The sequence below is a fragment of the Streptomyces sp. NPDC047315 genome (genome assembly GCF_040643215.1).
In the GTDB taxonomy this organism is placed as follows: Bacteria; Actinomycetota; Actinomycetes; order Streptomycetales; family Streptomycetaceae; genus Streptomyces.
Genome location: NZ_JBEYTZ010000052.1, coordinates 13,087 through 37,158, shown reverse-complemented (window position 1 = coordinate 37,158; position 24,072 = coordinate 13,087). Strand labels below are relative to the sequence as shown.

Annotated in this window: 20 protein-coding genes; 10 read left to right on the top strand and 10 right to left on the bottom strand. The window is 71.4% G+C overall.

The window, feature by feature from the left end; translation table 11 throughout:
- Window positions 1-156: 156 nt before the first annotated feature.
- The 5 genes from ABZ842_RS36215 to ABZ842_RS36195 all read right to left on the bottom strand — a co-directional run bounded on the left by ABZ842_RS36215 (window position 157) and on the right by ABZ842_RS36195 (window position 5,554).
- Window positions 157-834, bottom strand: a complete 678-nt coding sequence (locus ABZ842_RS36215; RefSeq protein WP_361547133.1) for a response regulator transcription factor — start codon at window positions 832-834, stop codon at window positions 157-159.
- Window positions 835-857: 23 nt separating this feature from the next.
- Window positions 858-2,216 (bottom strand): sensor histidine kinase, encoded by a 1,359-nt coding sequence (locus ABZ842_RS36210; RefSeq protein WP_361547130.1) that lies wholly within the window; start codon window positions 2,214-2,216, stop codon window positions 858-860.
- A 152-nt stretch (window positions 2,217-2,368) separates the two neighbouring features.
- Entirely contained in the window at window positions 2,369-3,238 is an 870-nt protein-coding gene (locus ABZ842_RS36205) for a DUF4429 domain-containing protein (RefSeq protein ID WP_361547126.1), read from the bottom strand.
- 75 nt (window positions 3,239-3,313) lie between these two features.
- Window positions 3,314-4,465 carry an alpha/beta hydrolase gene (locus ABZ842_RS36200; protein WP_361547151.1) on the bottom strand — a complete coding sequence of 384 codons (1,152 nt, stop codon included), beginning with the start codon at window positions 4,463-4,465 and terminating at the stop codon, window positions 3,314-3,316.
- Window positions 4,466-4,894: 429 nt separating this feature from the next.
- The gene (locus ABZ842_RS36195) at window positions 4,895-5,554 is read right to left on the bottom strand and encodes a TetR family transcriptional regulator (RefSeq protein WP_361547123.1); all 660 of its coding nucleotides are present in this window, start codon (window positions 5,552-5,554) and stop codon (window positions 4,895-4,897) included.
- A gap of 170 nt (window positions 5,555-5,724) precedes the next feature.
- On the opposite strand from ABZ842_RS36195, the gene ABZ842_RS36190 reads away from it, so the two are divergent.
- Window positions 5,725-7,338: an MFS transporter gene (locus ABZ842_RS36190; RefSeq protein ID WP_361547120.1), complete on the top strand. Its 1,614-nt coding sequence runs from the start codon at window positions 5,725-5,727 to the stop codon at window positions 7,336-7,338.
- An 89-nt stretch (window positions 7,339-7,427) separates the two neighbouring features.
- Here ABZ842_RS36190 and aceE read toward each other — a convergent pair whose 3' ends face one another.
- Window positions 7,428-10,175 carry a pyruvate dehydrogenase (acetyl-transferring), homodimeric type gene (gene aceE / locus ABZ842_RS36185; protein ID WP_361547117.1) on the bottom strand — a complete coding sequence of 916 codons (2,748 nt, stop codon included), beginning with the start codon at window positions 10,173-10,175 and terminating at the stop codon, window positions 7,428-7,430.
- A 626-nt stretch (window positions 10,176-10,801) separates the two neighbouring features.
- Between aceE and ABZ842_RS36180 the strand changes: the two genes are divergently transcribed.
- The 6 genes from ABZ842_RS36180 (at window position 10,802) to ABZ842_RS36155 (ending at window position 15,513) form a co-directional block, all read left to right on the top strand.
- Window positions 10,802-11,224 (top strand): DUF3052 domain-containing protein, encoded by a 423-nt coding sequence (locus tag ABZ842_RS36180; protein ID WP_361547114.1) that lies wholly within the window; start codon window positions 10,802-10,804, stop codon window positions 11,222-11,224.
- 234 nt (window positions 11,225-11,458) lie between these two features.
- Window positions 11,459-11,926 carry a peroxiredoxin gene (locus tag ABZ842_RS36175; RefSeq protein WP_361547111.1) on the top strand — a complete coding sequence of 156 codons (468 nt, stop codon included), beginning with the start codon at window positions 11,459-11,461 and terminating at the stop codon, window positions 11,924-11,926.
- A gap of 154 nt (window positions 11,927-12,080) precedes the next feature.
- A complete protein-coding gene (locus ABZ842_RS36170; RefSeq protein ID WP_361547108.1) occupies window positions 12,081-12,656 on the top strand; it encodes a TerD family protein in 576 nt (191 codons plus the stop codon).
- Between the two features lie 146 nt (window positions 12,657-12,802).
- The gene (locus ABZ842_RS36165; protein WP_361547105.1) at window positions 12,803-13,378 is read left to right on the top strand and encodes a TerD family protein; all 576 of its coding nucleotides are present in this window, start codon (window positions 12,803-12,805) and stop codon (window positions 13,376-13,378) included.
- A 105-nt stretch (window positions 13,379-13,483) separates the two neighbouring features.
- Window positions 13,484-14,614 (top strand): DUF475 domain-containing protein, encoded by a 1,131-nt coding sequence (locus tag ABZ842_RS36160; RefSeq protein WP_361547102.1) that lies wholly within the window; start codon window positions 13,484-13,486, stop codon window positions 14,612-14,614.
- A 161-nt stretch (window positions 14,615-14,775) separates the two neighbouring features.
- Complete coding sequence (locus ABZ842_RS36155; protein ID WP_361547099.1) at window positions 14,776-15,513, top strand: Tellurium resistance; 738 nt, start codon at window positions 14,776-14,778, stop codon at window positions 15,511-15,513.
- A gap of 29 nt (window positions 15,514-15,542) precedes the next feature.
- Here ABZ842_RS36155 and ABZ842_RS36150 read toward each other — a convergent pair whose 3' ends face one another.
- On the bottom strand, window positions 15,543-16,319 hold the full coding sequence (locus tag ABZ842_RS36150; RefSeq protein ID WP_361547096.1) for a TerD family protein: 777 nt from the start codon (window positions 16,317-16,319) through the stop codon (window positions 15,543-15,545).
- Window positions 16,320-16,627: 308 nt separating this feature from the next.
- On the opposite strand from ABZ842_RS36150, the gene ABZ842_RS36145 reads away from it, so the two are divergent.
- From ABZ842_RS36145 to ABZ842_RS36135, 3 genes are all read left to right on the top strand, one after another.
- The gene (locus tag ABZ842_RS36145; protein WP_361547094.1) at window positions 16,628-17,803 is read left to right on the top strand and encodes an HpcH/HpaI aldolase/citrate lyase family protein; all 1,176 of its coding nucleotides are present in this window, start codon (window positions 16,628-16,630) and stop codon (window positions 17,801-17,803) included.
- Between the two features lie 110 nt (window positions 17,804-17,913).
- Window positions 17,914-20,424, top strand: a complete 2,511-nt coding sequence (locus ABZ842_RS36140) for a phosphoribosyltransferase (RefSeq protein WP_361547148.1) — start codon at window positions 17,914-17,916, stop codon at window positions 20,422-20,424.
- Window positions 20,421-21,245: an HAD family hydrolase gene (locus ABZ842_RS36135; RefSeq protein ID WP_361547091.1), complete on the top strand. Its 825-nt coding sequence runs from the start codon at window positions 20,421-20,423 to the stop codon at window positions 21,243-21,245. The genes ABZ842_RS36140 and ABZ842_RS36135 overlap by 4 nt, the downstream gene beginning before the upstream one ends.
- A gap of 31 nt (window positions 21,246-21,276) precedes the next feature.
- Here ABZ842_RS36135 and ABZ842_RS36130 read toward each other — a convergent pair whose 3' ends face one another.
- The 3 genes from ABZ842_RS36130 to ABZ842_RS36120 form a co-directional block, all read right to left on the bottom strand.
- Entirely contained in the window at window positions 21,277-21,834 is a 558-nt protein-coding gene (locus ABZ842_RS36130; protein ID WP_361547088.1) for a TetR family transcriptional regulator, read from the bottom strand.
- Between the two features lie 81 nt (window positions 21,835-21,915).
- The gene (locus ABZ842_RS36125; RefSeq protein WP_361547085.1) at window positions 21,916-23,178 is read right to left on the bottom strand and encodes an MFS transporter; all 1,263 of its coding nucleotides are present in this window, start codon (window positions 23,176-23,178) and stop codon (window positions 21,916-21,918) included.
- A gap of 176 nt (window positions 23,179-23,354) precedes the next feature.
- Complete coding sequence (locus tag ABZ842_RS36120) at window positions 23,355-24,002, bottom strand: DedA family protein (protein WP_361547145.1); 648 nt, start codon at window positions 24,000-24,002, stop codon at window positions 23,355-23,357.
- Window positions 24,003-24,072 lie beyond the last annotated feature (70 nt).

The window sequence follows — 24,072 nt, the reverse complement described above, 5'->3', positions numbered from 1 at the left end:
GGTGGTGGTTTTTCCGCGCCGGCCCCCCCCGGGGGCGTGGGGGCACCAGGGGGCGGAACTGCGCGACAAGCCACAGAGCAGCCGCAGAGACCAACGTTCCCGCAGGGTTGCGGCGCTTGCGTCAGGGGGTGCGGGGGCACCCGCAAGCAGGGGGCGTTACGTCGTGCCGGGGCGGACCAGGCCGGACTCGTACGCGAAGATGACCGCTTGCGCGCGGTCCCGCAGGTCCAGCTTTGCCAGCACGCGGCCGATGTGCGTCTTCACCGTCTGTTCCGCCACCACCAGGTCCCGCGCGATCTCCTGGTTCGACAGCCCGCGGGCGATCAGCTCCAGCACCTCCGTCTCCCGGGGAGTGAGCCCCTTCAGCCGCAGCGAAGGATCCTTCCGCGGCGCCGGCCGCTGCGCCGCGAAGTCGGCGATGAGGCGGCGCGTCACGGACGGCGCCAACAGCGCCTCGCCCGCCGCCACCACCCGTACCGCGGAGATCAGGTCCGCCGGCGGCGCGTCCTTCAGCAGGAAGCCCGACGCGCCCGCGCGCAGCGCCTCGTACACGTAGTCGTCCACGTCGAACGTGGTGAGCATCAGCACCTTCGGGACGTGCACGACCCCCACCGGGGGCTGGAGGATCGCCCGGGCCGCGGTCAGGCCGTCCATCTCCGGCATGCGGACGTCCATGAGGACCACGTCGGGGTGGGTGGTGCGGGCCACCTCCACGCCCGCCCGGCCGTCCGGCGCTTCGCCGACGACGTCGATGTCGGCCTGCGCGGACAGCAGCGCGGCGAAGCCCGCGCGCACCATGGCCTGGTCGTCGACGATGATCACGCGAATGGTCACTCGGGGTCCTCCGGGGCGAACGGTCACGGCACGGGCACGTCGGGCACGTCGGGCGCATCCGGTGCGTCGGGCCCGTCCGGCCCGTCCGCCGAGGACGGGGCCAGCGGCATCCGCGCAGCCACCCTGAACCCCCCGTCCGGCAGCGGACCGGTGTCCAGCGTGCCGCCCGTCAACCGTACGCGCTCGCGCATCCCGACCAGCCCGTGCCCCGTGCCCGCGGACTCCAGCGGCGACGTGACCTCCGCCGCCGGCCCGTTGACCACCGCCACGATCAGGTCCGTCCCGTCGGACATCACCGACACCCGGGTCGTGGCCCCGGGCGCGTGCCGCACCACGTTCGCCAGCGCCTCCTGCACGATGCGGTACGCCGACAGGTCGACGGCCTGCGGCACGGAGCCCGGGGGCACGCTCAGCGACAGCTCGACGGGCACCCCGGCCCGTACCGTCGCCTCCACCAACTGCTGCACCCGCGAGACGCCCGGCTGCGGCGCCAGCTCCCCGTTGGCGTCCTCGCTGCGCAACACCGCCAGCAGCCGCCGCATCTCCGTCAGGGACTCGCGGGCGCTCGCCGCGATGGCGGTGAACTCCTCCCGCGCGTCCTCGGGCAGCCCCGTGATCCGGTACGGCGCCGAGTCCGCCTGCACCGTGATCACGGACATGTGGTGCGCGACGACGTCGTGCAGCTCGCGGGCGATCCGGGTGCGCTCCTCCAGCAGCGTGCGCTGGGCGCGCTCGGTCTCGCTGATGGTCTCCTGCGCGGCCAGCCGCCGCTGGGCGTCGCCGCGTTCCCGCAGGGCGCCGGTGACCACCAGCGCCACCCCGGTCAGGACGAACATCAGCATCCAGCTGCCGTCGCTGCGCTTGGAGGACGCCAGCTCGAAGAGGACCCCGACCAGGCCCGTGGCCAGCCACACGCCGACCAGCGCCCGCCTGGACTCCCGCAGCCCGAGGAAGAGCATCAGGATCACGTAGCCGATGATCACCATCGGGGTCCACGGCCAGGGACGGCCCGACGCGTCGGCCGCGCCCGCCAGGACGATGGCGCCGACGACGTCGGCCGCGAAGACGATCCACCACGCCTGGAGCGGGCGCGTCACCGCGAGCAGCAGGGGCGTGGTCTGCGCGACGGCCAGCGCGCCGGCCGCCGGGCCGTTCAGCCCGTAGTCCTGCGCGACCACGGTCACCGACGTCGGCAGCAGGATCGCGACCGCGACGAAGGCGACCGCCCACGGCGCGTACCGCACCAGGGCCCGTTCGGAGCTGCCGAGGAGCGGGGTCGCGGCGTGGGAGGGGGTGCGTACGGCCGCGACGAGCAGCCGGAGCTGGGTGCGGGCGGAGCGCCACAAAGGGGGCTGGGGCGAGGCGGCAGGCGATCGAGACATGGTCCAGCCAGGGTAGGCAGCTCCACGGGCCACGGCGTCATACCTGAGGGGTGGGGTACGACGTCATACCACGGTGCTACGCCCGGCCCGGGTCGCGTCGCGGCCGAGTCGGGTCGCGGCCCCGGCCGCGTCCTGCCGACGGCGCCGCGCGCTCACAGCTCCGCCAGCAGCTCCGTCTTCTTGGACGTGAACTCCGCGTCCGTCACCAGCCCCGCGTCCCGCAGCGCGCCGAGGTGGCGTATGCGCTCGGCGATGTCGGCGGGGTCGCGCCGCACGGCGGCCGGCGCCCCCGGCACCGGGGCGACGGGGGTGGGGCCGGTCCTACGCACCGACTCCAGGACCGCGGCGGCGAACGGCAGCGACTCGTGCACCGTCCCGTTGCGGAAGCCGAAGACCACCGCGGCCGGGTCCTTGTCGACCCGGTCCGGCGGGGTCGGCACGGCGGCGCGGCGCAGCAGCCGCAGATAGCCCGCCGGGCCCTCGGGGGTGCGCCACTCGACGCCGGTCAGCTCGGCGACCGGGAAGCTCTGGTCGCCCGCCTTCCACTTCGCGGACGACGCGCCCGTCGAGGACCAGCGGAAGTCGACCCGCTGGCCGTCGAAGGACGCCTTCCCGTCGTACGCCTTGAAGGACAGCGGCGAGTCGGGGGCCGCGACCACGTAGCGCGCTGCCGGCAGGTCCGCGTCGGCGGCCAGCACGGCGCGCAGCTGATCGTGGTAGTGCCGGGCGGCGGCCTCCTGATCGGCCGGGAGCACGAGCCGGTACGGATCGCTCTCCTCCTTCAGCTGCCCCGCCGCCGCGTCCATCAGCGGATCCGCGCCGGACCTCGGTGCCGCGCGCAGCACGAACGCCCCCCGCTTGCCCGGGGAGAGCGCCACCGACGCCAACGCATCGTGGGGGATGCGGCGTTCGCGGAGCGTCTGGAGCAGCTTCGGTGTGCGGTGTCCCCGTTGGTAGCGGATGAGCACGGAGTCGGACTCGAACTCCCATGTGGCGTGAATTCCGGCCAGTACATCACCCATACGCATCATCGTAGGCGTCGGGCGCGCTCCCGTCGCCCCTTGAAGCAGAGCGATGCTCACAAAGTTCTACGCGCGTCAGGACGCCGCTTCGCCGGAAATATCACGTCGGCACGTGGCGTCGGCGCTCGCGCAGCTCACACCGTCGTACGAACCCACCGCCATGTTGGCGAAGTTGGTCACGCTTTCGGTACCTGGCTCGAAATAGCCGGTGTGGCCGATAGCTCCCTCAGTAGACACTACGCGGGCGCCGAACTCCGGCGACACCGGGTCCGTACCGTGCCCGAAGCCGCCCACTTCCAGGTGGGGGACGTCCTCGATCCAGTCGTCGCGGTCCCGGGCGGCCCACACCCGGGCCCGGGCGCCCAGCTCGTCGACGTTCCCGGCGCGCATGCCGGGGCTGCCGGCGACGGCGATGTCCGTGACGCGGGGGGTGAGCCGGTGCGCGGCCACCCCGCAGACCACCGAGCCGTAGCTGTGGCACACCAGGCTGATCCGCGACGCGCCGGGCAGCGCCCCGGTGAGGGCCACCAGCCGGTCGGAGCCGCCCTCGGCGAGCCGGCCCATCGCCGACTCCACGCCGACGCCGACGGGCGCGGTGTAGTCGGCCCACGCGATGACCGCGGTACGGATGCCGGGGGCCGCGGCCCGCCCCGCTGCGTACAGGGACTCCGCCATCCCGGCCGGGGCGGTGTACTTGCGCTGCGTGCGCTCGAACGTCAGCAGGTTGGTGTCCACGCCCGGCACGACGACGGAGACCCGCTGGGCCCGGTCGAGGTCGCCGAGCACTTCGGCGACCCGGCCGGCGCCCGACGGGTCGAAGGCGAGTACCTGGCGGTCGTCGCCCATCAGGGCCTGGAGCCGGTGTTGCCGTCGGGCCGCGTCACGCCGTCCGTCGGGGCTGAGCGCCCCGAGCGCGATCCGCTCCCGCTCCCGCGTCCGCTCCCGGGTCAACTCGCGCTGGAGCGCGATCCGGTTGGCGCGGTAGCGCAGCGTGACCGGGGCGCCGTTGAGGTTCCCCACGACCAGGGGGAAGCGCTCGGCGAGCCGGTCGGCGTCCCGGGCAGTGAGGGAGGCGAAGAAGGCGGCGAGCCGCTGCGGCGGGGCGTCGGGCCGCGGCAGCGGCCGACCGCCGGCGGACGCGGCGCGCCAGGCGGCGGCCTCGGCGTCGTACGGGCCCGGCGGCGCGGTGCCGCGCCGCACGGCGGTCCAGCCGGTCGTCGCGAGCATCACGAACACGACCGCGAGCGCGAGCAGGGCGCGTCCTGCGGTCCACGTGGGAGAGGGGGAAGAAAACACCGCGCCTTAGCGTAGGCCCTGCGCGAAGCCCCCCAGAACCAGCCCGCAACGTCCCGCACGCGTGCCTGCGCCTCTGGACGTAGCCGCCGTTTCCCTGCGGGAGCGCGAGTCCCTGCGGCCCGTCTGTGGCTGTTCGCGCAGTTCCCCGCGCCCCTGTTTCGCTGCTCCCGTCATCTACCTGCGGGCTGGCGGCGGAGGTGTCTAGGGGGCGTGGGGAACTGCGCGAACAGCCCACCACCGGCCAGTGGAGACCAACGCTCCCGCAGGGAAACCGCGGCTACGTCCAGAGGCACAGGCGCGCCCGGGGCTCTGCGGACACGGCCTAGCGGCAGGGTGCGGCCCGCAGGGATGGCGCGGGGGTCACTCCCGCGGCGGGGCCTCGCGCCACGGGCCCATCAGCGCGGGGCCCAGCTGGTCCATGTACTGCGAGGTCAGGTCGCGGATCGCGTCCGGGCTGTGGTCCTCGCCCTCGCTCCACCGCCGCCCGGCCACCCGCATCGCCCCGCTGAACGCCGCGACCGCGAGCCGGGCCCGCGGGTCCTCGTCGACGTCGATGCCCTCGCGCTCCGCGATGATGCCGGCGATCTTCTCCTCCACCTCCATGGAGCGCCGGATGTGCACCGCGAGCAGCGCCGGCGTGGACTCGATCATCAGGTACGAGCGCATGTGCAGGTCGACGGGGGCGATCTCGGCGACCGCCTCCCCGATGCCGTCCCACGCCGCCAGCACCGCCCGGCGCATCGCGACGAACGGCGGCTCCTCCAGCGGGCGCGACCGCAGCGACTCCACGAAACTCCGCTCGACGACCTCCTGCACGGCGAAGGCCACGTCTTCCTTGTTGGCGTAGTAGCGGAAGAACGTACGCTGCGAGACGTCCACCACCGCGGCGATCTCGTCGACCGTGGTCTCGTCGAAGCCCTGCGTGATGAACAGCTCCAGCGCCGCACGCGCCAGCGCGTAGCGCGTCCACTGCTTCTTCCGCTCGCGCAGCCCGGCGACCTCCGCCGGCTCGACCGTCACGTCATGGCCTCACTTGGATTGGTCGGCGATCGTCGAAAACGCCCGAGCACGCCGCGGACGGCTGCTGCCTCGGGGCTTCGGACCAGGTCAGCCTACCTGTGACCGAGAAGACAGCTACCGACTAATAAATCGCTTCGTCAACTGTCAGTGGCTGACATTACTCTTCCTTCATGACTAGTCAGATCACCGTCGATAAGGCGCCGCGGGATCCCCGGGACGCCGCACCGGCCCCGGGCAGCGGGCTCCGCGGCCACCCTTGGTTGACCCTCTTCGCCGTGGCGATCGGCGTGATGATGGTCGCGCTGGACGGCACCATCGTCGCGATCGCCAACCCCGCGATCGCGAGCGACCTCAATGCCACCTTCTCCGACGTCCAGTGGATCACCAACGGATACTTCCTCGCCCTCGCGGTCACGCTGATCACCGCGGGCAAGCTCGGTGACCGCTTCGGACACCGCCAGACCTTCCTCATCGGCGTCGTCGGCTTCGCCGCCGCGTCCGCCGCCATCGGCTTCTCCGACAGCATCGCGATGGTGGTCACCTTCCGGGTGCTCCAGGGCCTCTTCGGCGCGCTGCTGATGCCCGCCGCGCTCGGCCTGCTGCGCGCCACCTTCCCCGCCGAGAAGCTGAACATGGCCATCGGCATCTGGGGCATGGTGATCGGTGCGTCCACCGCGGGCGGCCCCATCGTCGGCGGTCTGCTCGTCGAGCACGTCAGCTGGCAGTCGGTCTTCTTCATCAACGTGCCGGTCGGCATCCTCGCCGTCGCCCTCGGTCTGGTGATCCTCAAGGACCACCGCGCGGAGAACGCCCCGCGTTCCTTCGACGTCTTCGGCATCCTGCTGCTGTCCGTGGCGATGTTCTGTCTGGTCTGGGCGCTCATCAAGGCCCCCGAAGAGGGCTGGGGCTGGGGCGGCGCCAAGACGTGGGGCTTCATAGTCGCGGCCGTCGTCTGCTTCGTGGTCTTCGCCTTCTGGGAGAAGAAGGTCGCCGAGCCGCTGATCCCGATGAAGCTCTTCAAGTCCGTGCCGCTGTCGGCCGGTGTGGTCCTGATGGTGCTGATGGCGATCGCCTTCATGGGCGGCCTGTTCTTCGTCACCTTCTACCTGCAGAACGTGCACGGGCTCAGCCCGGTCGACGCCGGTCTGCACCTGCTGCCGCTCACCGGCATGATGATCGTCGCCTCGCCGCTCGCCGGCGCCGTGATCACCAAGGCCGGCCCGCGCATTCCGCTCGCCGGCGGAATGGTCTTCACCGCGCTCGCCATGTTCGGCATGTCGACCCTGGACAAGGGCACCAGCAGCGCGGTGATGTCCATCTGGTTCGCCCTCCTCGGCCTCGGCCTCGCGCCGGTCATGGTGGGCGCCACCGAAGTCATCGTCGGCAACGCCCCGATCGAGCTGTCCGGCGTCGCCGGCGGCCTCCAGCAGGCCGCGATGCAGATCGGCGGCGCGCTCGGCACGGCCGTGCTCGGCGCCGTCATGGCCTCCAAGGTCGGCAGCGACCTCGAAGGGAACTGGGCCGACGCCCAGCTTCCGCCGCTGGACCCGGAGCAGATGGACAAGGCGGCGGAAGCCGTCCAGGTCGGCGTGCCCCCGGTGCAGCCCGGGACGCCCCCGGAGATCGCCGGCAAGATCGCCGACGTCGCCCACGACACCTTCCTCTCCGGCATGGGCCTGGCGAGCCTGGTCGCCGCCGGAGTGGCCGTCGTCGCCGTCTTCATCGCCCTGCTGACCAAGCGCGGGGAGAACGCGGAGGCGGGCGCGGGCGCGGCCCACATCTAGCTGCCGGTACTGCGTGTACGTATGCGAAGAGCCCCACCGACCCGAGGTCGGTGGGGCTCTTCGCGCATGTACGGGCAGTACGACGCGGGTTACGCGTCGCCGCCCTCCGGGCCCGGGTCCGCCGCCGCCACGTCCAGGAGCTGGTACCGGTCGACGGCCTGCTTCAGCGCCGAGCGGTCCACCTTCCCCTCCCGCGCCAGCTCCGTCAGCACCGCCAGCACGATCGACTGCGCGTCGATGTGGAAGAAGCGCCGCGCCGCCCCGCGGGTGTCCGCGAAGCCGAAGCCGTCCGCGCCCAGCGAGGAGTACGTCCCCGGCACCCAGCGCGAGATCTGGTCCGGGACCGAGCGCATCCAGTCCGACACCGCCACGAACGGCCCCTCGGCGCCGCTCAGCTTGCGGGTCACGTACGGCACGCCCTGCTCCTCCTCGGGGTGCAGCAGGTTGTGCTCCTCCACCGCCACGGCCTCGCGCCGCAGCTCGTTCCAGGAGGTCGCGGACCAGACGTCGGCCCGTACGTTCCACTCGTCGGCGAGGATCTGCTGGGCCTCCACCGCCCACGGCACGGCCACGCCCGACGCCATGATCTGCGCCGGGATCTGCCCGCGCTCGCCCGCCCGGTAGCGGTGGATCCCCTTGAGGATGCCCTCCACGTCCACGTCCGCCGGCTCGGCCGGGTGTCGGATGGGCTCGTTGTAGACCGTCAGGTAGTAGAAGACGTCCTCGCCGTGCGGGTGTTCGGCGTCGCCGCCGTACATCCGGCGCAGCCCGTCCTCGACGATGTGCGCGATCTCGAAGCCGAAGGCCGGGTCGTACGCCACGCAGCCCGGGTTGGTCGAGGCCAGCAGCTGGGAGTGGCCGTCCGCGTGCTGCAGCCCCTCGCCGGTCAGCGTCGTGCGGCCCGCGGTCGCACCCAGCACGAAACCGCGCGAGAGCTGGTCCGCCATCTGCCAGAACTGGTCGCCGGTGCGCTGGAAGCCGAACATCGAGTAGAAGACGTACACCGGGATCAGCGGCTCACCGTGGGTGGCGTACGCCGAACCCGCGGCGATCAGCGAGGCCGTGCAGCCCGCCTCCGAGATGCCGTCGTGCAGCATCTGCCCGGTCGGCGACTCCTTGTACGCGAGCAGCAGCTCCCGGTCCACCGACTCGTACTGCTGGCCCAGCGGGTTGTAGATCTTGGCGCTCGGGAAGAAGGAGTCCATGCCGAAGGTGCGGTACTCGTCCGGCGCGATCAGCACGAAGCGCTTGCCGATCCCCTTGTCCCGCATCAGGTCCTTCAGCAGTCGGACGAAGGCCATCGTGGTGGCGATCGACTGCTGGCCCGAGCCCTTCTTCACCGCCGCGTACGTCTGCTCGCCCGGCAGCTCCAGCGGCTTGGACCGCACCACGCGGGACGGGACGTAGCCGCCCAGCGCCCGGCGGCGGTCGTGCATGTACTGGATCTCCTCCGAGTCGCGACCCGGGTGGTAGTACGGCGGCAGGCCGCTCTCCAGGCTGGCGTCGGGGATCGGGATGTGCAGCCGGTCCCGGAACCGCTTGAGGTCGTCGACCGTGAGCTTCTTCATCTGGTGGGTGGCGTTGCGGCCCTCGAAGTTGGGGCCCAGGGTCCAGCCCTTCACCGTCTGCGCGAGCACCACCGTCGGCTGGCCCTTGTGCTCCTTGGCCGCCTCGAACGCCGCGTACACCTTGCGGTGGTCGTGACCGCCGCGCCCCAGGTGCAGGATCTGCTCGTCGGTCATGTTCGCGACCATCGCGCGCAGCCGCTGGTCACCGCCGAAGAAGTGTTCGCGGATGTACGCACCGGTCTCGGTGGCGTACGTCTGGAACTGGCCGTCCGGCGTGGTGTTCAACTTGTTCACCAGCAGGCCGGACCGGTCCTGCGCCAGCAGCGGGTCCCAGGAGCGGTCCCAGATCAGCTTGATCACGTTCCAGCCGGCGCCGCGGAACTGCGACTCCAGCTCCTGGATGATCTTGCCGTTGCCGCGCACCGGGCCGTCCAGGCGCTGGAGGTTGCAGTTCACCACGAAGGTGAGGTTGTCCAGGCCCTCGCGGGCGGCGATGGACAGCTGGCCCAGCGACTCCGGCTCGTCCATCTCGCCGTCGCCGAGGAAGGCCCACACGTGGGAGTTCGAGGTGTCGGCGATCCCGCGGGCGTGCAGGTAGCGGTTCATCCGGGCCTGGTAGATGGCGCTGATGGGGCCGAGCCCCATCGAGACCGTGGGGAACTCCCAGAAGTCCGGCATCAGCCGCGGGTGCGGATAGCTCGACAGCCCGTTCGGCGCCTTCGACTTCTCTTGACGAAACGCGTCGAGCTGGGCCTCGCTGAGCCGGTCCAGCAGGAACGCCCGGGCGTAGATGCCCGGCGACGCATGGCCCTGGAAGAAGATCTGGTCGCCGCCGTCACCGCCGTCCTTGCCCCGGAAGAAGTGGTTGAAGCCCACGTCGTAGAGGGAGGCGGAGGAGGCGAAGGTCGCGATGTGGCCGCCCACGCCGATGCCCGGGCGCTGGGCGCGCGAGACCATCACCGCGGCGTTCCAGCGGGTCGCGTTGAGGACCTTGCGCTCGACCTCCTCGTTGCCCGGGAAGAACGGCTCGTCCTTGGTGGCGATGGTGTTGACGTAGTCCGTGCTGCGCATCTCCGGCACGGCCACCCGCTTCTCGCGGGCCCGCTCGATGAGGCGGAGCATCAGATAGCGGGCCCGCTCCCGGCCCCGCTCGTCGACGGCGGCGTCGAGTGAGTCCAACCACTCCTTGGTCTCCTCGGGATCGAAGTCCGGGACCTGGCTGGGAAGGCCGCCAATGATGATCGGGTTGCGATCTGATCCGGAAGCCACGCTGTTCCTTCGCTGCTCGGAGGGGTGCTCGGAAGGTGCTCGGAGTGTGCTGAGGGGTACTCGGGGAGTACTCGGGGAGTACTCGGATGGGGCTCGGAGGGTGCTTGGAGGGGGTCGAGATCCGGGGCCGGAGTGCTGGGCTCCCGTACGGGTGCCGTACCGCCTCCCATCGTGTACCGCAGGCCGGGAAACGTCATCTCTACCGAGTGGTAACCCGTGATCCGGCACACACGTCGCGACACGGCCCCTGCGCTCGACACCGGGGCAGGACCGCCCAAATCGCAACCATACGCCCAGGGCGGTACGGGGTTCCGTTCGGGTGCTCGGGGCGGGACTCGGTATCGGGGGGAGGTGAATGAGTCGTAAATTAGGGGTATGCGACCGTCAGCGGCGGCGCGGCGCCCCGGTGGGGGCCGTCCGTCGGAGGTCGCCGTCGGCTCCGACGAGCCGTGCGGCCCAAGCCGCACGTGTCTGGAGTTGCGCCGAGACGGACGCAAACGTCACCGTTTCGGCGGTCTGGACGGCCGGGTACTTGCGCGATCCGTCCCGCCCGTGTGGACTACGGCCAAAGCCGCGCGTACGCGCGCGTGGCGCAGCATCTACCGAACATGATCAGGAGGCAAGCCGTGAGCGCGACCGCGGACCACGCGGAGGAGCGGACCAACCCGGCAGCGAGGCTGGGGTTCGAGCCCGGACAGGTGGTCCAGGAGATCGGCTTCGACGACGACGCCGACCAGGATCTCCGTGAAGGCATCGAGTCCGTCATCGGCCAGGATCTGGTGGACGAGGAATACGATGACGTCGCCGACGTCGTCGTCCTCTGGTTCCGGGACGAGGACGGCGACCTGACGGACGCCCTGGTGGACGCCATCGGCCTCCTCGACGAGGGCGGCATGATCTGGCTGCTGACTCCGAAGACCGGCCGGGACGGCTACGTGGAGCCGAGCGACATCAGCGAGGCCGCCCAGACCGCCGGGCTCTCGCAGACCAAGAGCATCAGCGTGGCCAAGGAGTGGTCGGGCACCAAGCTCGCCGCCCCCAAGCGCTGACCTTCCGTCCGCCGGCTGGGTGACCGGCGTACGCACAGACGCAGGCCGTACCGCGCTGCCGCACGCCGGCGGCCGGTCCGGGCCCTCCTTCCGAGAGAGGGCCTTGAGGCCCCACGGACCCCCTCCGCCTCCGGGCGGAGGGGGTCCGCGCGTAGGGTGGGGCACGACCCTCGGGTGCACCCAGTGGGGTGGGCCCGGCACCCGGACACACGCGGCGGAAGGAACCCACGCGCCATGGCGATCGAGGTCGGCACCAAGGCCCCGGATTTCGAGCTCAAGGACAACCACGGCCGGACCGTGCGTCTCGCGGACTACCGCGGCGAGAAGAACGTGGTGCTCCTCTTCTACCCGTTCGCCTTCACCGGCGTGTGCACGGGCGAGCTGTGCGCCCTGCGCGACGAGCTGCCCGCGTTCGTCAACGACTCCACCCAGCTCCTCGCCGTCTCCAACGACTCCATCCACACCCTGCGGGTCTTCGCCGAGCAGGAGGGCCTTGAGTACCCGCTGCTGTCGGACTTCTGGCCGCACGGCGAGGTCTCCCGGGCCTACGGGGTCTTCGACGAGGACAAGGGCTGCGCCCTGCGCGGCACCTTCGTCATCGACAAGGAGGGCGTGGTGCGCTGGAGCGTCCTCAACGCCCTCCCGGACGCGCGCGACCTCAACGAGTACGCCACGGCGCTCGGCGCGCTGGACGCCGGCTGACGCACGGCGGGACCTTCCGCACGAGCGGGAACGGATCGAAGGCGCAGCGGGCGAAAGCCTGTTTCGCGGGGGAACCGCTCACTAGGATCCACTTGTTGATCCGACACGAAACGCACCACGGGGGCGCTGCCCCTGAACACCTATGGAGGGACTCGTGGGAGTCAGCCTCAGCAAGGGCGGCAACGTCTCGCTGACCAAGGCCGCACCCGGACTGACCGCCGTCACGGTCGGGCTCGGCTGGGACGTCCGCACCACCACCGGCACGGACTTCGACCTGGACGCCAGCGCGCTGCTGACCAACACCGAGGGCAAGGTCGCGACCGACGGCAACTTCGTCTTCTTCAACAACCTCAAGAGCCCCGACGGCTCCGTCGAGCACACCGGTGACAACCTCACCGGTGAGGGCGAGGGCGACGACGAGCAGATCAAGGTCAACCTCGCGGGCGTGCCCGCCGAAGTCGACAAGATCGTGTTCCCGGTCTCCATCTACGACGCGGAGAGCCGCAGCCAGTCCTTCGGCCAGGTGCGCAACGCGTTCATCCGCGTGGTCAACCAGGCCGACAACAACGAACTGGCCCGCTACGACCTGACCGAGGACGCCTCGACGGAGACCGCGATGGTCTTCGGCGAGCTGTACCGCCACGGCGCGGAGTGGAAGTTCCGCGCCATCGGCCAGGGTTACGCCTCCGGCCTGCGCGGCATCGCCCAGGACTTCGGCGTTAACGTCTGAGCAGTCGGTCAGCACCCGTCCGGCGCCGCACTGCTGCACCTCGCAGTGCGGCGCCGGACGTTCCTGCGGCGGATGTTCCGTTCGCAGGGCGGGCGTGCGGGACAGGCACGCAGCGAATTCAACGTCTCTAAGGGGAGGACCAGATCATGGGCGTCACACTCGCCAAGGGGGGCAACGTCTCCCTCTCCAAGGCGGCACCGAACCTCACCCAGGTGCTCATCGGCCTCGGCTGGGACGCGCGTTCCACCACCGGAGCCGACTTCGACCTGGACGCCAGCGCGCTGCTGTGCGGCGGCGGCCGGGTGCTGGGGGACGAGTACTTCGTCTTCTACAACAACCTCAAGAGCCCCGAGGGCTCGGTCGAACACACCGGCGACAACCTGACCGGCGAGGGCGACGGCGACGACGAGTCGTTGCTGGTCGACCTGACCCTGGTGCCGGCGAACGTCGACAAGGTCATCTTCCCGGTCTCCATCCACGACGCCGACAACCGCGGTCAGACGTTCGGCCAGGTCAGCAATGCCTTCATCCGCGTGGTCAACCAGGCCGACGGCCAGGAACTCGCTCGCTACGACCTCAGTGAGGACGCCTCCACCGAAACCGCGATGATCTTCGGCGAGCTCTACCGCTACGGGGCGGAGTGGAAGTTCCGTGCAGTGGGCCAGGGGTACGCGTCGGGCCTGCGCGGCATCGCTCTAGACTTCGGGGTCAACGTTTCGTAAAGCCGCGCCCAGGGCGGGGAAACCCGCCCCGGCTGTGCGGGGAGAACCCTCCCACGGTCTGCCCCGGGGGCATCGGGGGACCCCCACCTACACGATTGGGTAGCAGTGGTTCTGAAAACCTTCGGCTGGTCGTTCGCGGTCACCGCGCTCGGCTTGGTCGCAGCGGTGTTCTACGGCGGGTGGACCGCGTTCTGGATCGTGGCGATCCTCTCCATCATGGAGATCTCGTTGTCGTTCGACAACGCGGTCGTCAACGCCGGAATCCTGAAGAAGATGAACGCCTTCTGGCAGAAGATCTTCCTCACGATCGGCATCCTCATCGCCGTCTTCGGCATGCGGCTCGTCTTCCCCGTCATCATCGTCGCCGTGAGCGCCAGCCTCGGGCCCATCGAGGCCGTGGAGTTGGCGTTCAACGACAAGGAGAAGTACGAGCAGCTCGTCACCGACGCGCACGCCTCCATCGCCGCCTTCGGCGGCATGTTCCTGCTCATGATCTTCCTCGACTTCATCTTCGAGGAGCGGGAGATCAAGTGGCTCGGCTGGATCGAGCGTCCGCTGTCCAAGCTGGGCAAGGTCGACATGCTGTCGGTCTGCATCGCGCTGATCATCCTGATGATCAGCGCGCTCTTCCTGGCCCCCGAGGCGCACACCCACGCCGGCGCGGCCGACAAGACCGAGACGGTCCTGCTCTCCGGCGTCGCCGGTCTGATCACCTACCTGGTCGTCGGCGGGCTCTCCGGCTACTTCGAGAACAAGCTCGAAGAGGAGGAGGAGCGCGAGCACGAGGAGGAGGAAGCCGCCCGCAAGAGCGGCAAGCGGGTCACCGCCCTCCAGGTCGGCGGCAAGGCCGCCTTCTTCCTCTTCCTCTACCTGGAAGTCCTGGACGCGTCCTTCTCGTTCGACGGCGTGATCAGTGCCTTCGCCATCACCAACGAGATCGTGCTGATGGCCCTCGGCCTCGGCATCGGCGCCATGTACGTCCGTTCGCTCACGATCTACCTGGTCCGTCAGGGCACCCTGGACGACTACGCGTACCTGGAGCACGGCGCCCACTACGCCATCGGCGCGCTCGCCACGATCCTGCTGATCACGATCCGCTTCGAGATCCACGAGATCATCACCGGCTCGGTCGGCGTGATCCTGATCGCCTGGTCCTTCTGGTCCTCGGTCAAGCGCAACAAGGCGCTCGCCGCCGAGGGCGAAAAGGCCCGGCCACACTCCGAAGCAGGGGTGTGACGACCGCCTTATTGCGGAACGCTCTCTGCGGGGCGGCTTCGAGGCACGGGCCTCGGCGCCGCCCCGCGCAGCGCCCGCGGGCGGGGGGAGCGGGGCACCGCGGGGAGAAGGGTCCGTCCGGCAGGACGCGACCGCCGACACACCACCGGGGGTGGGAACGCATGGCCTTCTGGGACGGACTGCTGCGCGGCAGGGCCTCTCAGTTCGACCTCGGCACCGCCGCGGCGAACGTGATCCCGTTGACGAAGCGACGGCCCACGGTGTCGCTGACCAAGCAGGGCGCCGCCAACGGCCACCTGCGGGTCAACCTGTCGTGGCGGATGCGGACCTCGGACATCGAGGGCCGCCCCGAACTCGGCGGCAGACTGCTGCGGCACCCCCTGAAGTTCTTCCAGCCCGAAGTCGTCCAGGCCCACACCCAGGGCATGGTCAACGTCGACCTGGACCTCGGGTGCCTGTACGAGTTGGCGGACGGCAGCAAGGGCGTGGTGCAGCCCCTCGGCGGCTTCCTCGGCTCGACGAACGAAGCGCCGTACGTCAGGTGCAGCGGTGACGACCGCTTCGGCTCCGGCTCGGGCGAGACCATCTACGTCAACCTCGATCACCACGCCGAGATCAAGCGCCTGCTCTTCTTCGTCTACATCTACGACCAGACCCCGGCCTTCGACCGTACGCACGCGGTGGTCACGCTCTATCCGAGCAGCGGCCCGCGCGTCACCGTCGAGCTGGACGAACGCGCCCCGCAGGCCCGCTCCTGCGCGGTGTTCTCCATGGAGAACATCAAGGGGGAGATGATCGTCCGCCGTGAAGTGAAGTTCGTCTACGGCTTCCAGGCAGAGCTCGACCGGCTGTACGGATGGGGCTTGCAGTGGGGTCGCGGATACAAGACGAAGCTGTAGGACGTCCTTCCGGGCGCGGCCCGGGCGCCTCAGCGCCGGGCGAACTGCGGTCCCATGGGCGGAAGCCGGAAGTCCGGATCGGGGACGAAGGCGGCGGCCGGCTGCGGCCGGGCGTGCGCGGGCGGAGCGGCCGGGGGTTGCGCCGGCCGCGGGGGGACGACGGGCGGCCTGGTCGGCGCTGGCGGGACGGCCGGAGCGGCCGGGGCCGCCGCGACAGCGCTCCCCGCAGCCGCATCGGGCTCCTCGACCGACGCCCCCTCGTCCACCGAGATGCCGAAGTCCGTGGCCAGCCCCACCAGGCCGGTCGGATAGCCCTGCCCCACCGCCCGGAACTTCCACGCGTCCCCGCGCCGGTACAGCTCGCCGCAGATGACCGCGGTCTCCAGGCCCGTCTCCGCCGCCACGTCGAAGACCGCGATCGCCTCGCCGTCCGGGCGGGCGGCGTCATACAGCGCGATCCGCAGGTCCCGTACGTGCTCGAAGGTGCCGCCGTCCGAGGAGGCCGCGAGGACGACCTGGTCGACGGAGGCGTCGAGCGCGGTGAGGTCCGCTTCGACGGTGTCCGTCAGCTGCTCCCCGACCTGCTGCTTCGCCAGCCGGCGCACCAGCCCCGAGGGGTGCCGCGGCTGGTTGTAGAAGACGAAGTCCTCGTCGGAGCGGACCCGGGCGTCCGGCCCGAGCAGCAGCGCGGAGGCGTCCACGTCCGGGACGCCGTTCCCGGGCGTCCAGCGCAGCACGGCGCGTACGGCCGTGGCGTTCAGAGCGACGTTCGAGCCCTTCACCATCGCGTGCGTCATGACCGTCATCCTGCCTTCCCCGGGGCCGCCCGGACAACGCGGGGCGCCGAGGAAGGACCGCGACCGCGGCAAGGGCACCGAAGGGCGCACGGACGGAAGTACGGACAGACGCACGGAAGGGCGTACAGAAGGGCTTGCGGAGAGACGCACAGAAGGACGCGTGGAGGGAGATGCGGAGGGGCGCGTGGAGGGACGCATGGAGGGTGCAACCATGTCACCCGGCGTTCATCGCCCGGGGGAACTCTCGGCACGCTTTCGTACGTACTATTACCGGCCACGTCAAACCGGCGTGGCGCCCAGGAGCACGGGGGACATTGATGCGTCATTTCGGGCAGCTTTCGCCTGCCGCCAGGGAGCGTCTGTTCCATCGGGAGCCCGCGGAGTTCACCGCGGACTCCTCCGCGCGCGTGCTCGCTGCGTCCCTCGGCGCCACGCTCTACAGCCCCGCCACCAGGCCCCGGCTCGCCGACGACGTCCTCAAGCAGGTGACCTGCGGAGTCGTCTCCATGGTGCTGTGTCTGGAGGACTCCATCGACGACGCCGAAGTGCCGGCCGCAGAGGAGAACCTGATCCGGCACTTCGCCGATCTCGACGCCCGTGCCGAAAAGGGCGCGGAACTGCCGCTGCTCTTCATTCGCGTCCGGGTGCCCGGACAGATTCCCGATCTTGCCCGACGGCTTGGAGAATCGATTCGCCGGCTGTCTGGATTCGTACTGCCGAAGTTCACCGAAGAACGCGGGATCCCCTTCCTCGAAGCGCTCACCGCCGCCGAGGCCGCCACCGGACAGCGCCTCTTCGCCATGCCCGTCCTGGAGTCCCCGGAGCTGCTGCACCTGGAGACCCGGCGGCAGACCCTCAGCGCCATCGCCACCACCGTGGACAAGTACCGCGACCGGGTCCTCGCGCTGCGCCTGGGCGTCACCGACTTCTGCTCCGCCTACGGGCTGCGCCGCTCGCCCGACATGACGGCGTACGACGTCCAGATCGTCGCCTCCGTCATCGCGGACGTCGTCAACGTCCTCGGCCGCGCCGACGGCACCGGCTACACCGTGACCGGCCCCGTGTGGGAGTACTTCCGCCTCCAGGAGCGGATGTTCAAGCCGCAGCTACGACGCAGCCCCTTCATGGAGGGGCGCGCCGACGAGCTGCGCACCGCGCTGATCGAGCACGACCTGGACGGACTGCTCCGCGAGATCGAACTGGACCGGGCCAACGGCCTCACCGGCAAGACCTGCATACACCCCTCGCACGTCGTGCCCGTGCACGCGCTGTCCGTGGTCAGCCACGAGGAGTTCAGCGACGCACAGGACATCCTCCGCCCCGAGCGCGGCGGCGGCGGGGTGGTGCGTTCCGCGTACACGAACAAGATGAACGAAGTGAAGCCGCACCGCGCCTGGGCCGAGCGGACCCTGCTGCGGGCCGCGGCCTTCGGCGTCGCCCGGGAGGACGTCGGCTTCGTGGACCTGCTGACGGCGGGGCTCGCCGACAAGTGACGGAACAAGCCCCGCACGCGCACAGAGGACCAGCGGTGACACAGAGCCCGGAGGCGGCAGAAGTGACAGGCGAGCACGGCGAGACGGCTGAGAAGGCCGCGAGGGTCGACATAGCGTCGGCGACACGGGACGGATCAGACGGATCGGACGGCCCGGCGGTCGTCTGGTCGGGACGGTGGGTCGCCGATCGGCTCGGTGTGACGCTCGCCGGTGACGAAGAGCTGCCCGCACTCCTCGGCCTGGCCCTGCGCCGCAACCCCAAGCGGGCCCACCTGCTCGTCTCGAACGTGCTCGGCAAGCACGTCCCGCGGTCGCCAGCCGTCGTGTACGGCGCCGGGTACGACCTCGGCGTCCGCGTCCGGGCCCTGCTGGGCGACGCGGAGGCGGCCCGTGCGGTCGTCCTCGGGTACGCCGAGACCGCGACCGGGCTCGGGCACTGCGTCGCCGACGGCGTGGGCAGCGCGCCGTACCTGCACTCCACCCGCCGGCCGGTGCCGGGCGTGCCGAGCGCGGGCGGCTTCGAGGAGGCCCACTCCCACCACACCTCGCACCTGCTGCTGCCCGAGGACCCCGCGCTGCTGACCGGGGACGGGCCGCTGGTCCTCGTCGACGACGAGTTCTCCACCGGCAACACCGTCCTGAACACCGTCCGGACGCTGCACGAGCGCCACCCGCGCAGGCGGTACGTCATCGTCGCGCTGGTCGACATGCGCGCCCCGGCGGACCGGGACCGGCTGACGGCCTTCGCCGCCGACCTCGGCGCCCGGATCGACCTGGTCGCCCTGGCCTCGGGCACGGTCGACCTGCCCGACGACGTCCTGGCGAAGGGCACGGCCCTGGTCGCGCAGGAGGAGGCCCGTCAGACGGCGGCCACGGGGGACCCCGCCGCGGCCCCGGGCGCCGGTGCGATCCGCCGGGCCCGGCTGGCCTGGCCCGTCGAGACGCCCGACGGCGGACGCCACGGCTTCGACCCCGACGACCGGGAGCGGCTGGAGGCGGCCCTGCCCGCCATGGCCGCCGAGCTCGCCGCCGAGTTGCCGTCCGACGCACGGCGCGTCCTGGTCCTCGGCTGCGAGGAGCTGATGTACGCGCCGCTGCGGCTCGCCACCGCGCTGGAGGCGACGATCGCCGACGGCGCCGACGTGCGGTACTCGACGACGACCCGTTCGCCCGTGCTCGCCGTCGACGACCCGGGGTACGCGATCCGCACCCGGCTCGTCTTCCCCGCCCACGACGACCCCGCCGACGGCCCCGGCGACCGCTACGCGTACAACGTCGCCGGCGCGGGCTTCGACGCCGTCGTCGCCGTCGTCGACTCCACCGCGGACACCCCCGCCCTGCACGCCCCCGGCGGACTGCTGCACCAACTGGCCGCGCACGCCCCGCACGTCCTGCTGGCGGTCGTCCCCAGCCGCGTGCCCCCGTCCGCGCACGCCTCCTCGTCCCCGCCCCCGCAAGCACCCCCGGAAACGGCCCCCATGCTCCCCGAACCCCTCCGCGGCCCCGCGTTCTCCTCGTACGCCCCCGACGAGGTGGGCTGGCTGCTCCAGGACCTGTCGGACGTGGCGCTGGAGGCGCCGACGGAGGAGCGCGAGGAGGCCGTCCAGAGCGGCGGCGCGCACTACGCGGAGTCACTGCCGGTGGAGTACCAGCCGAGCGCCGCGTACCAACGGCTCTTCGAGCGCGCCCTCGACGACTCGGCCGCCCGGATCGCCCGCGCGGTCGGCACGGTCACCGAACTCGTGCTCGCCGAGCGCTCGCCGCGGCCCGTCCTGGTGTCGCTGGCCCGCGCCGGCACCCCGGTGGGCGTGCTGATGCGCCGCTGGGCCCGGCGGCGGCACGGCCTCGACCTGCCGCACTACGCCGTCTCCATCGTCCGGGGCCGCGGCATCGACGCCAACGCGCTGCGCTGGTTGCGCGAGCACCACGACCCGGCCGACGTCGTCTTCGTCGACGGCTGGACGGGCAAGGGCGCGATCACCCGCGAACTTGCCGCCGCCATCGCGGAGTTCGACGGCTTCGTGCCCGAGATCGCGGTGCTCGCCGACCCGGGTGGCTGCGTGAGCACGTACGGCACCCGGGAGGACTTCCTCATCCCCTCCGCCTGCCTCAACTCCACCGTCTCCGGGCTGATATCGCGCACCGTCCTGCGCGCCGACCTGGTCGGCCCGAACGACTACCACGGCGCGAAGTTCTACCGGGACCTGGCGGACGCCGACGTCTCCAACCGCTTCCTCGACTCGATCGCCGCCCGCTTCGACGAGGTCGCCGCCGCCGTCGACCGGGAGGCCAAGGAACTGCTGGCGGCCGACCGCACCCCGACCTGGGCCGGCTGGGCGGCCGTGGAGCGGATCTGCGAGGAGTACGGCATCCATGACGTGAACCTGGTGAAGCCCGGTGTCGGGGAGACCACCCGGGTCATGCTGCGGCGCGTGCCCTGGCGGGTCCTGGCCCGCCGCGGCGCCGGCAGCGACCTGGACCACGTGCGGCTCCTCGCCGAGCAGCGCGGCGTCCCCGTCGAGGAGGTCGACGAGCTGCCGTACAGCTGCGTCGGCCTGATCCACCCGCGCTACACCAAGGGCGCGACGGGCGCGGACGGCACGGCGGTGAGCGCGCGATGAGCCGGTTCGTGGACCACGGGCGCCCGGTGCGCATGGTCGCCAGCGACCTGGACCGCACGCTGATCTACTCGGCCGGCGCGCTCGGACTGACGATGCCCGACGCGGACGCGCCGCGGCTGCTGTGCGTGGAGGTGTACCAGGGCCAGCCGCTGTCGTACGTGACCGAGGCCGCTGCGGGGCTGCTGGTCCGGCTCGCCGCGGAGACGGCCTTCGTGCCGACGACGACGCGCACCCGCGAGCAGTACGGGCGGATCCACCTGCCGGGGCCGCCCCCGGCGTACGCGATCTGCGCGAACGGCGGCCACATCCTGGTCGACGGGGTGTCCGACCCGGACTGGCGGCGCAGGGTGGCCGCCCGGCTGACGGACGAGTGCGCTTCCCTCGACGAGGTCCGCGGCCACCTCCGCAAGGTCTCCGACCCGGCCTGGCTGCTGAAGGAGCGCGTCGCCGAGGACCTGTTCGCCTATCTCGTCGTCGACCGCGCGCTGCTGCCGGAGGGCTGGGTGACGGAGCTGTCGGACTGGGCGGAGTCCCGCGGCTGGTCGGTCTCCCTCCAGGGCCGCAAGGTGTACGCCGTACCGCGTCCGCTCACCAAGAGCGCGGCCGTCCGGGAGGTGGCGCACCGCACCGGCGCCGACGAGGTGCTGGCGGCCGGGGACTCGCTCCTCGACGCGGACCTGCTGTTGGCCGCGGACCGCGGCTGGCGGCCGGAGCACGGCGAGTTGGCCGACACGGGGTGGGTCGGGCCGCGGGTGACGGTGGTGCCGGAGCGGGGCGTGGCGGCGGGGGAGGAGATCCTGCGGCGGTTCCTGGCGCCTTGAGGGGCGGTTCCGCAGGCGCGATCGGGGTCCGTCACAGCAGGACGGCGCGCAGGACGGCTTCGTAGTCGGCGGCCGTCGGCGGCCGGTCGGTGAGCAGGGCCTGCATCAGCAGCCCGTCCCACGCACCGGTCAACAGCCGCAGCCGCACCGGGTCGTCGGTGTAGCGGCGGCCGAACTCCTCGACCGCCGCGAGCCAGTCGTCTGTGGCGCCGCGCAACTCGGGGCGCCGGGCCGCCAGTAGGAACAACTCGTACTCGGCGAGCAGGTGCGCCGGACGGGAGACGACGGAGCACATCAGTTCGGCGAGGTCGGCCAGCGCGGCGGGCGTGCCGTCGGACCGCGCGGCCAGCGCCCGCATGCGCTCGGCGTCCTCGTGCATGCAGCGGGTGAGCGCCGCGGTGAGCAGTTCGTCGATGCTGCTGAAGTAGTACGCGGCGGCGGTGGCGGGCTGCCCCGCCTCCCGGGCCACGGCGCGGTGACTGACCCCCGCGACGCCGTCCCGGGCCACCACGCGGACGGTCGCCTCGATGAGTTCCTGCTTGCGACGTTCGCCCTTGGCGCGGCGGCCGTCGGTGGTCGGGTCGGTCACTTCGCTCCCGGGTCGGATCGCCGTCCGCCGCGGATTGCCGCGGATCGCCGTTCAGGGACCCTATCGGTGGTGGTCAGCGCCCTACGCGTCGCAGGGTGCGGGCCGGGCGGTGCCCTCGTCGGCGGGTTCGGCGGCCGGCCGTACGGCGAGCGCACGGGCCAGCGGACCGCGCGCACCCACGGCGAGCAGCAGGGCGACGGCGCCCGCGACGACCGCGACCGAGAAGCCGCCGACCGGTCCGTGCCGGTCCACCAGCGCGCCGGAGACCGCGGCGCCGAGCGCGACGCCCACGTTCAGCCCCGTGATCGCCCAGGTCATGCCCTCGGTCAACCGGTCGGCGGGCACGGTCCGCTCCACCAGGTTCATCACCACGATCATCGTCGGGGCGAAGAAGAGGCCGGAGAAGAAGACGGCGACGGCGAGCGTCGCGATCCCGTCGACGAACAGCAGCGGCACCGTGGTGACGGCGGTGCCGGCGGCCCCGACCGCGAGCAGTACGGGCAGCGGCGCACGGAGCCGCAGGGTGCCGAAGGCCAGTCCGGCCAGCGCCGACCCGATCGCGTACACGGAGAGCACGACGCCAGCGCCGGCCGCGCTGCCTTGCTCCTCGGCGAACGCCACGCCCACGACGTCGACGGTGCCGACGATGGCGCCGCCCGCGACCAGGACCAGCGCCAGCAGCCGTACGGACCCGATCCGGATCGCCGAGCCGCCGTCCGTGCCCGCTTCGTGCGCGTTCGCTTGGGTGCGCAGGACGGGCGGCTCGGTGGCCTTCTGGGGGACGAACAGCAGCACGCCGACCGTCAGCAGGGCGACCGCGACCAGCGGCCCCGCCTCCGGGAACAGCGCGGTGGACAGCCCCACGGAGAGCGCCGGGCCCACGACGAAGGTGAGTTCGTCGACGACCGACTCCAGCGAGAAGGCGGTGTGCAACCGCGGTGAGCCGCGGTAGGCGTGCGTCCAGCGCGCCCGGACCATCGCGGCCATGTTGGGCAGCGTGCCGGCGAGCACGGCGCACGCGAACAGCGTCCAGGCCGGTGCGTCGTACCGGGCGCAGAGCAGCAGCGCCCCGAGCCCGACCACGCTCAGCCCGGTGGCGGGGAGCAGCACCCTGCCCTGTCCCGTGCGGTCCGCGAGCCGGGCGACCTGCGGTCCGAAGAGGGCGGTGGAGAGCGTGAAGACGGCGGAGACCGCGCCGGCGAGCCCGTACTCGCCGCGCATCTGGGACAGCATCGTGATGATCCCGATCCCGGTCATCGAGATCGGCATGCGGGCGACGAAGCCCGCGGCCGAGAAGGCGGCGGAGCCCGGCGCCCGGAACAGCTCGCGGTAGGGGTTGGCCACGGCGAGGCCACCTCCGGTCGGTCGACGGCGAAAGAAACTTGAACGCTCGTAAGATATTGAACGAGTGTTAGAGTTTCAAGTGCCAAGAAAGCCCCGCCCTGCGCTGAGCGGCAGGAACGGGGCTCGAAGTCTGGAAGTCTCGAAGCGAAGCGCTCCAGAAGCTAGGAGGACACGACCTAGGCGCGGCGCTTGCCGGGGCCGGCCTTGAACATGCGGACGACGAAGAAGGCCACGACCGCCAGCGCCGCCACCGCCAGGACGACCTTCGAGTACGTGGAGACGTACCCCGTCACGGACTCCCAGTTCTCGCCCAGCATGTACCCGGCGAGCACGAAGACCGTGTTCCAGATCGCGCTTCCCGCCGTCGTCAGCGCCAGGAACAGCGGCTGGGACATCCGCTCCACACCGGCCGGCACGGATATCAGCGAACGGAAGATCGGGAGCATCCGTCCGAAGAAGACCGCCTTCGGGCCGTGCTTGATGAACCACGCCTCCGTCTTCTCGATGTCGGAGACCTTCAGCAGCGGCAGCTTCGACGCGATGGCGATCGTGCGGTCCCGCCCCAGCGCCGCGCCCACTCCGTACAGCGCCCACGCACCGACGACCGATCCGATCGTGGTCCAGATCAACGCGGCGATCAGGTTCATCTGGCCCGTGCTCGCGGCGAACCCGGCGAGGGGGAGGATCAGCTCGCTGGGAATCGGCGGAAACAGGTTCTCCAGGGCGATGGCGATGCCCGCGCCCGGCGCGCCGAGCGTGTCCATCAGGCTGTTGATCCAGCCCGGGGCACTGCTCTCGATCGGCTCGGCGGCGTTCACGATCATGGGGTCCATTTCTCCACGGTAAGGAAAGGGAGCTGAAGGGAGACTGAAGGCCCCTACACACTGACCTGCG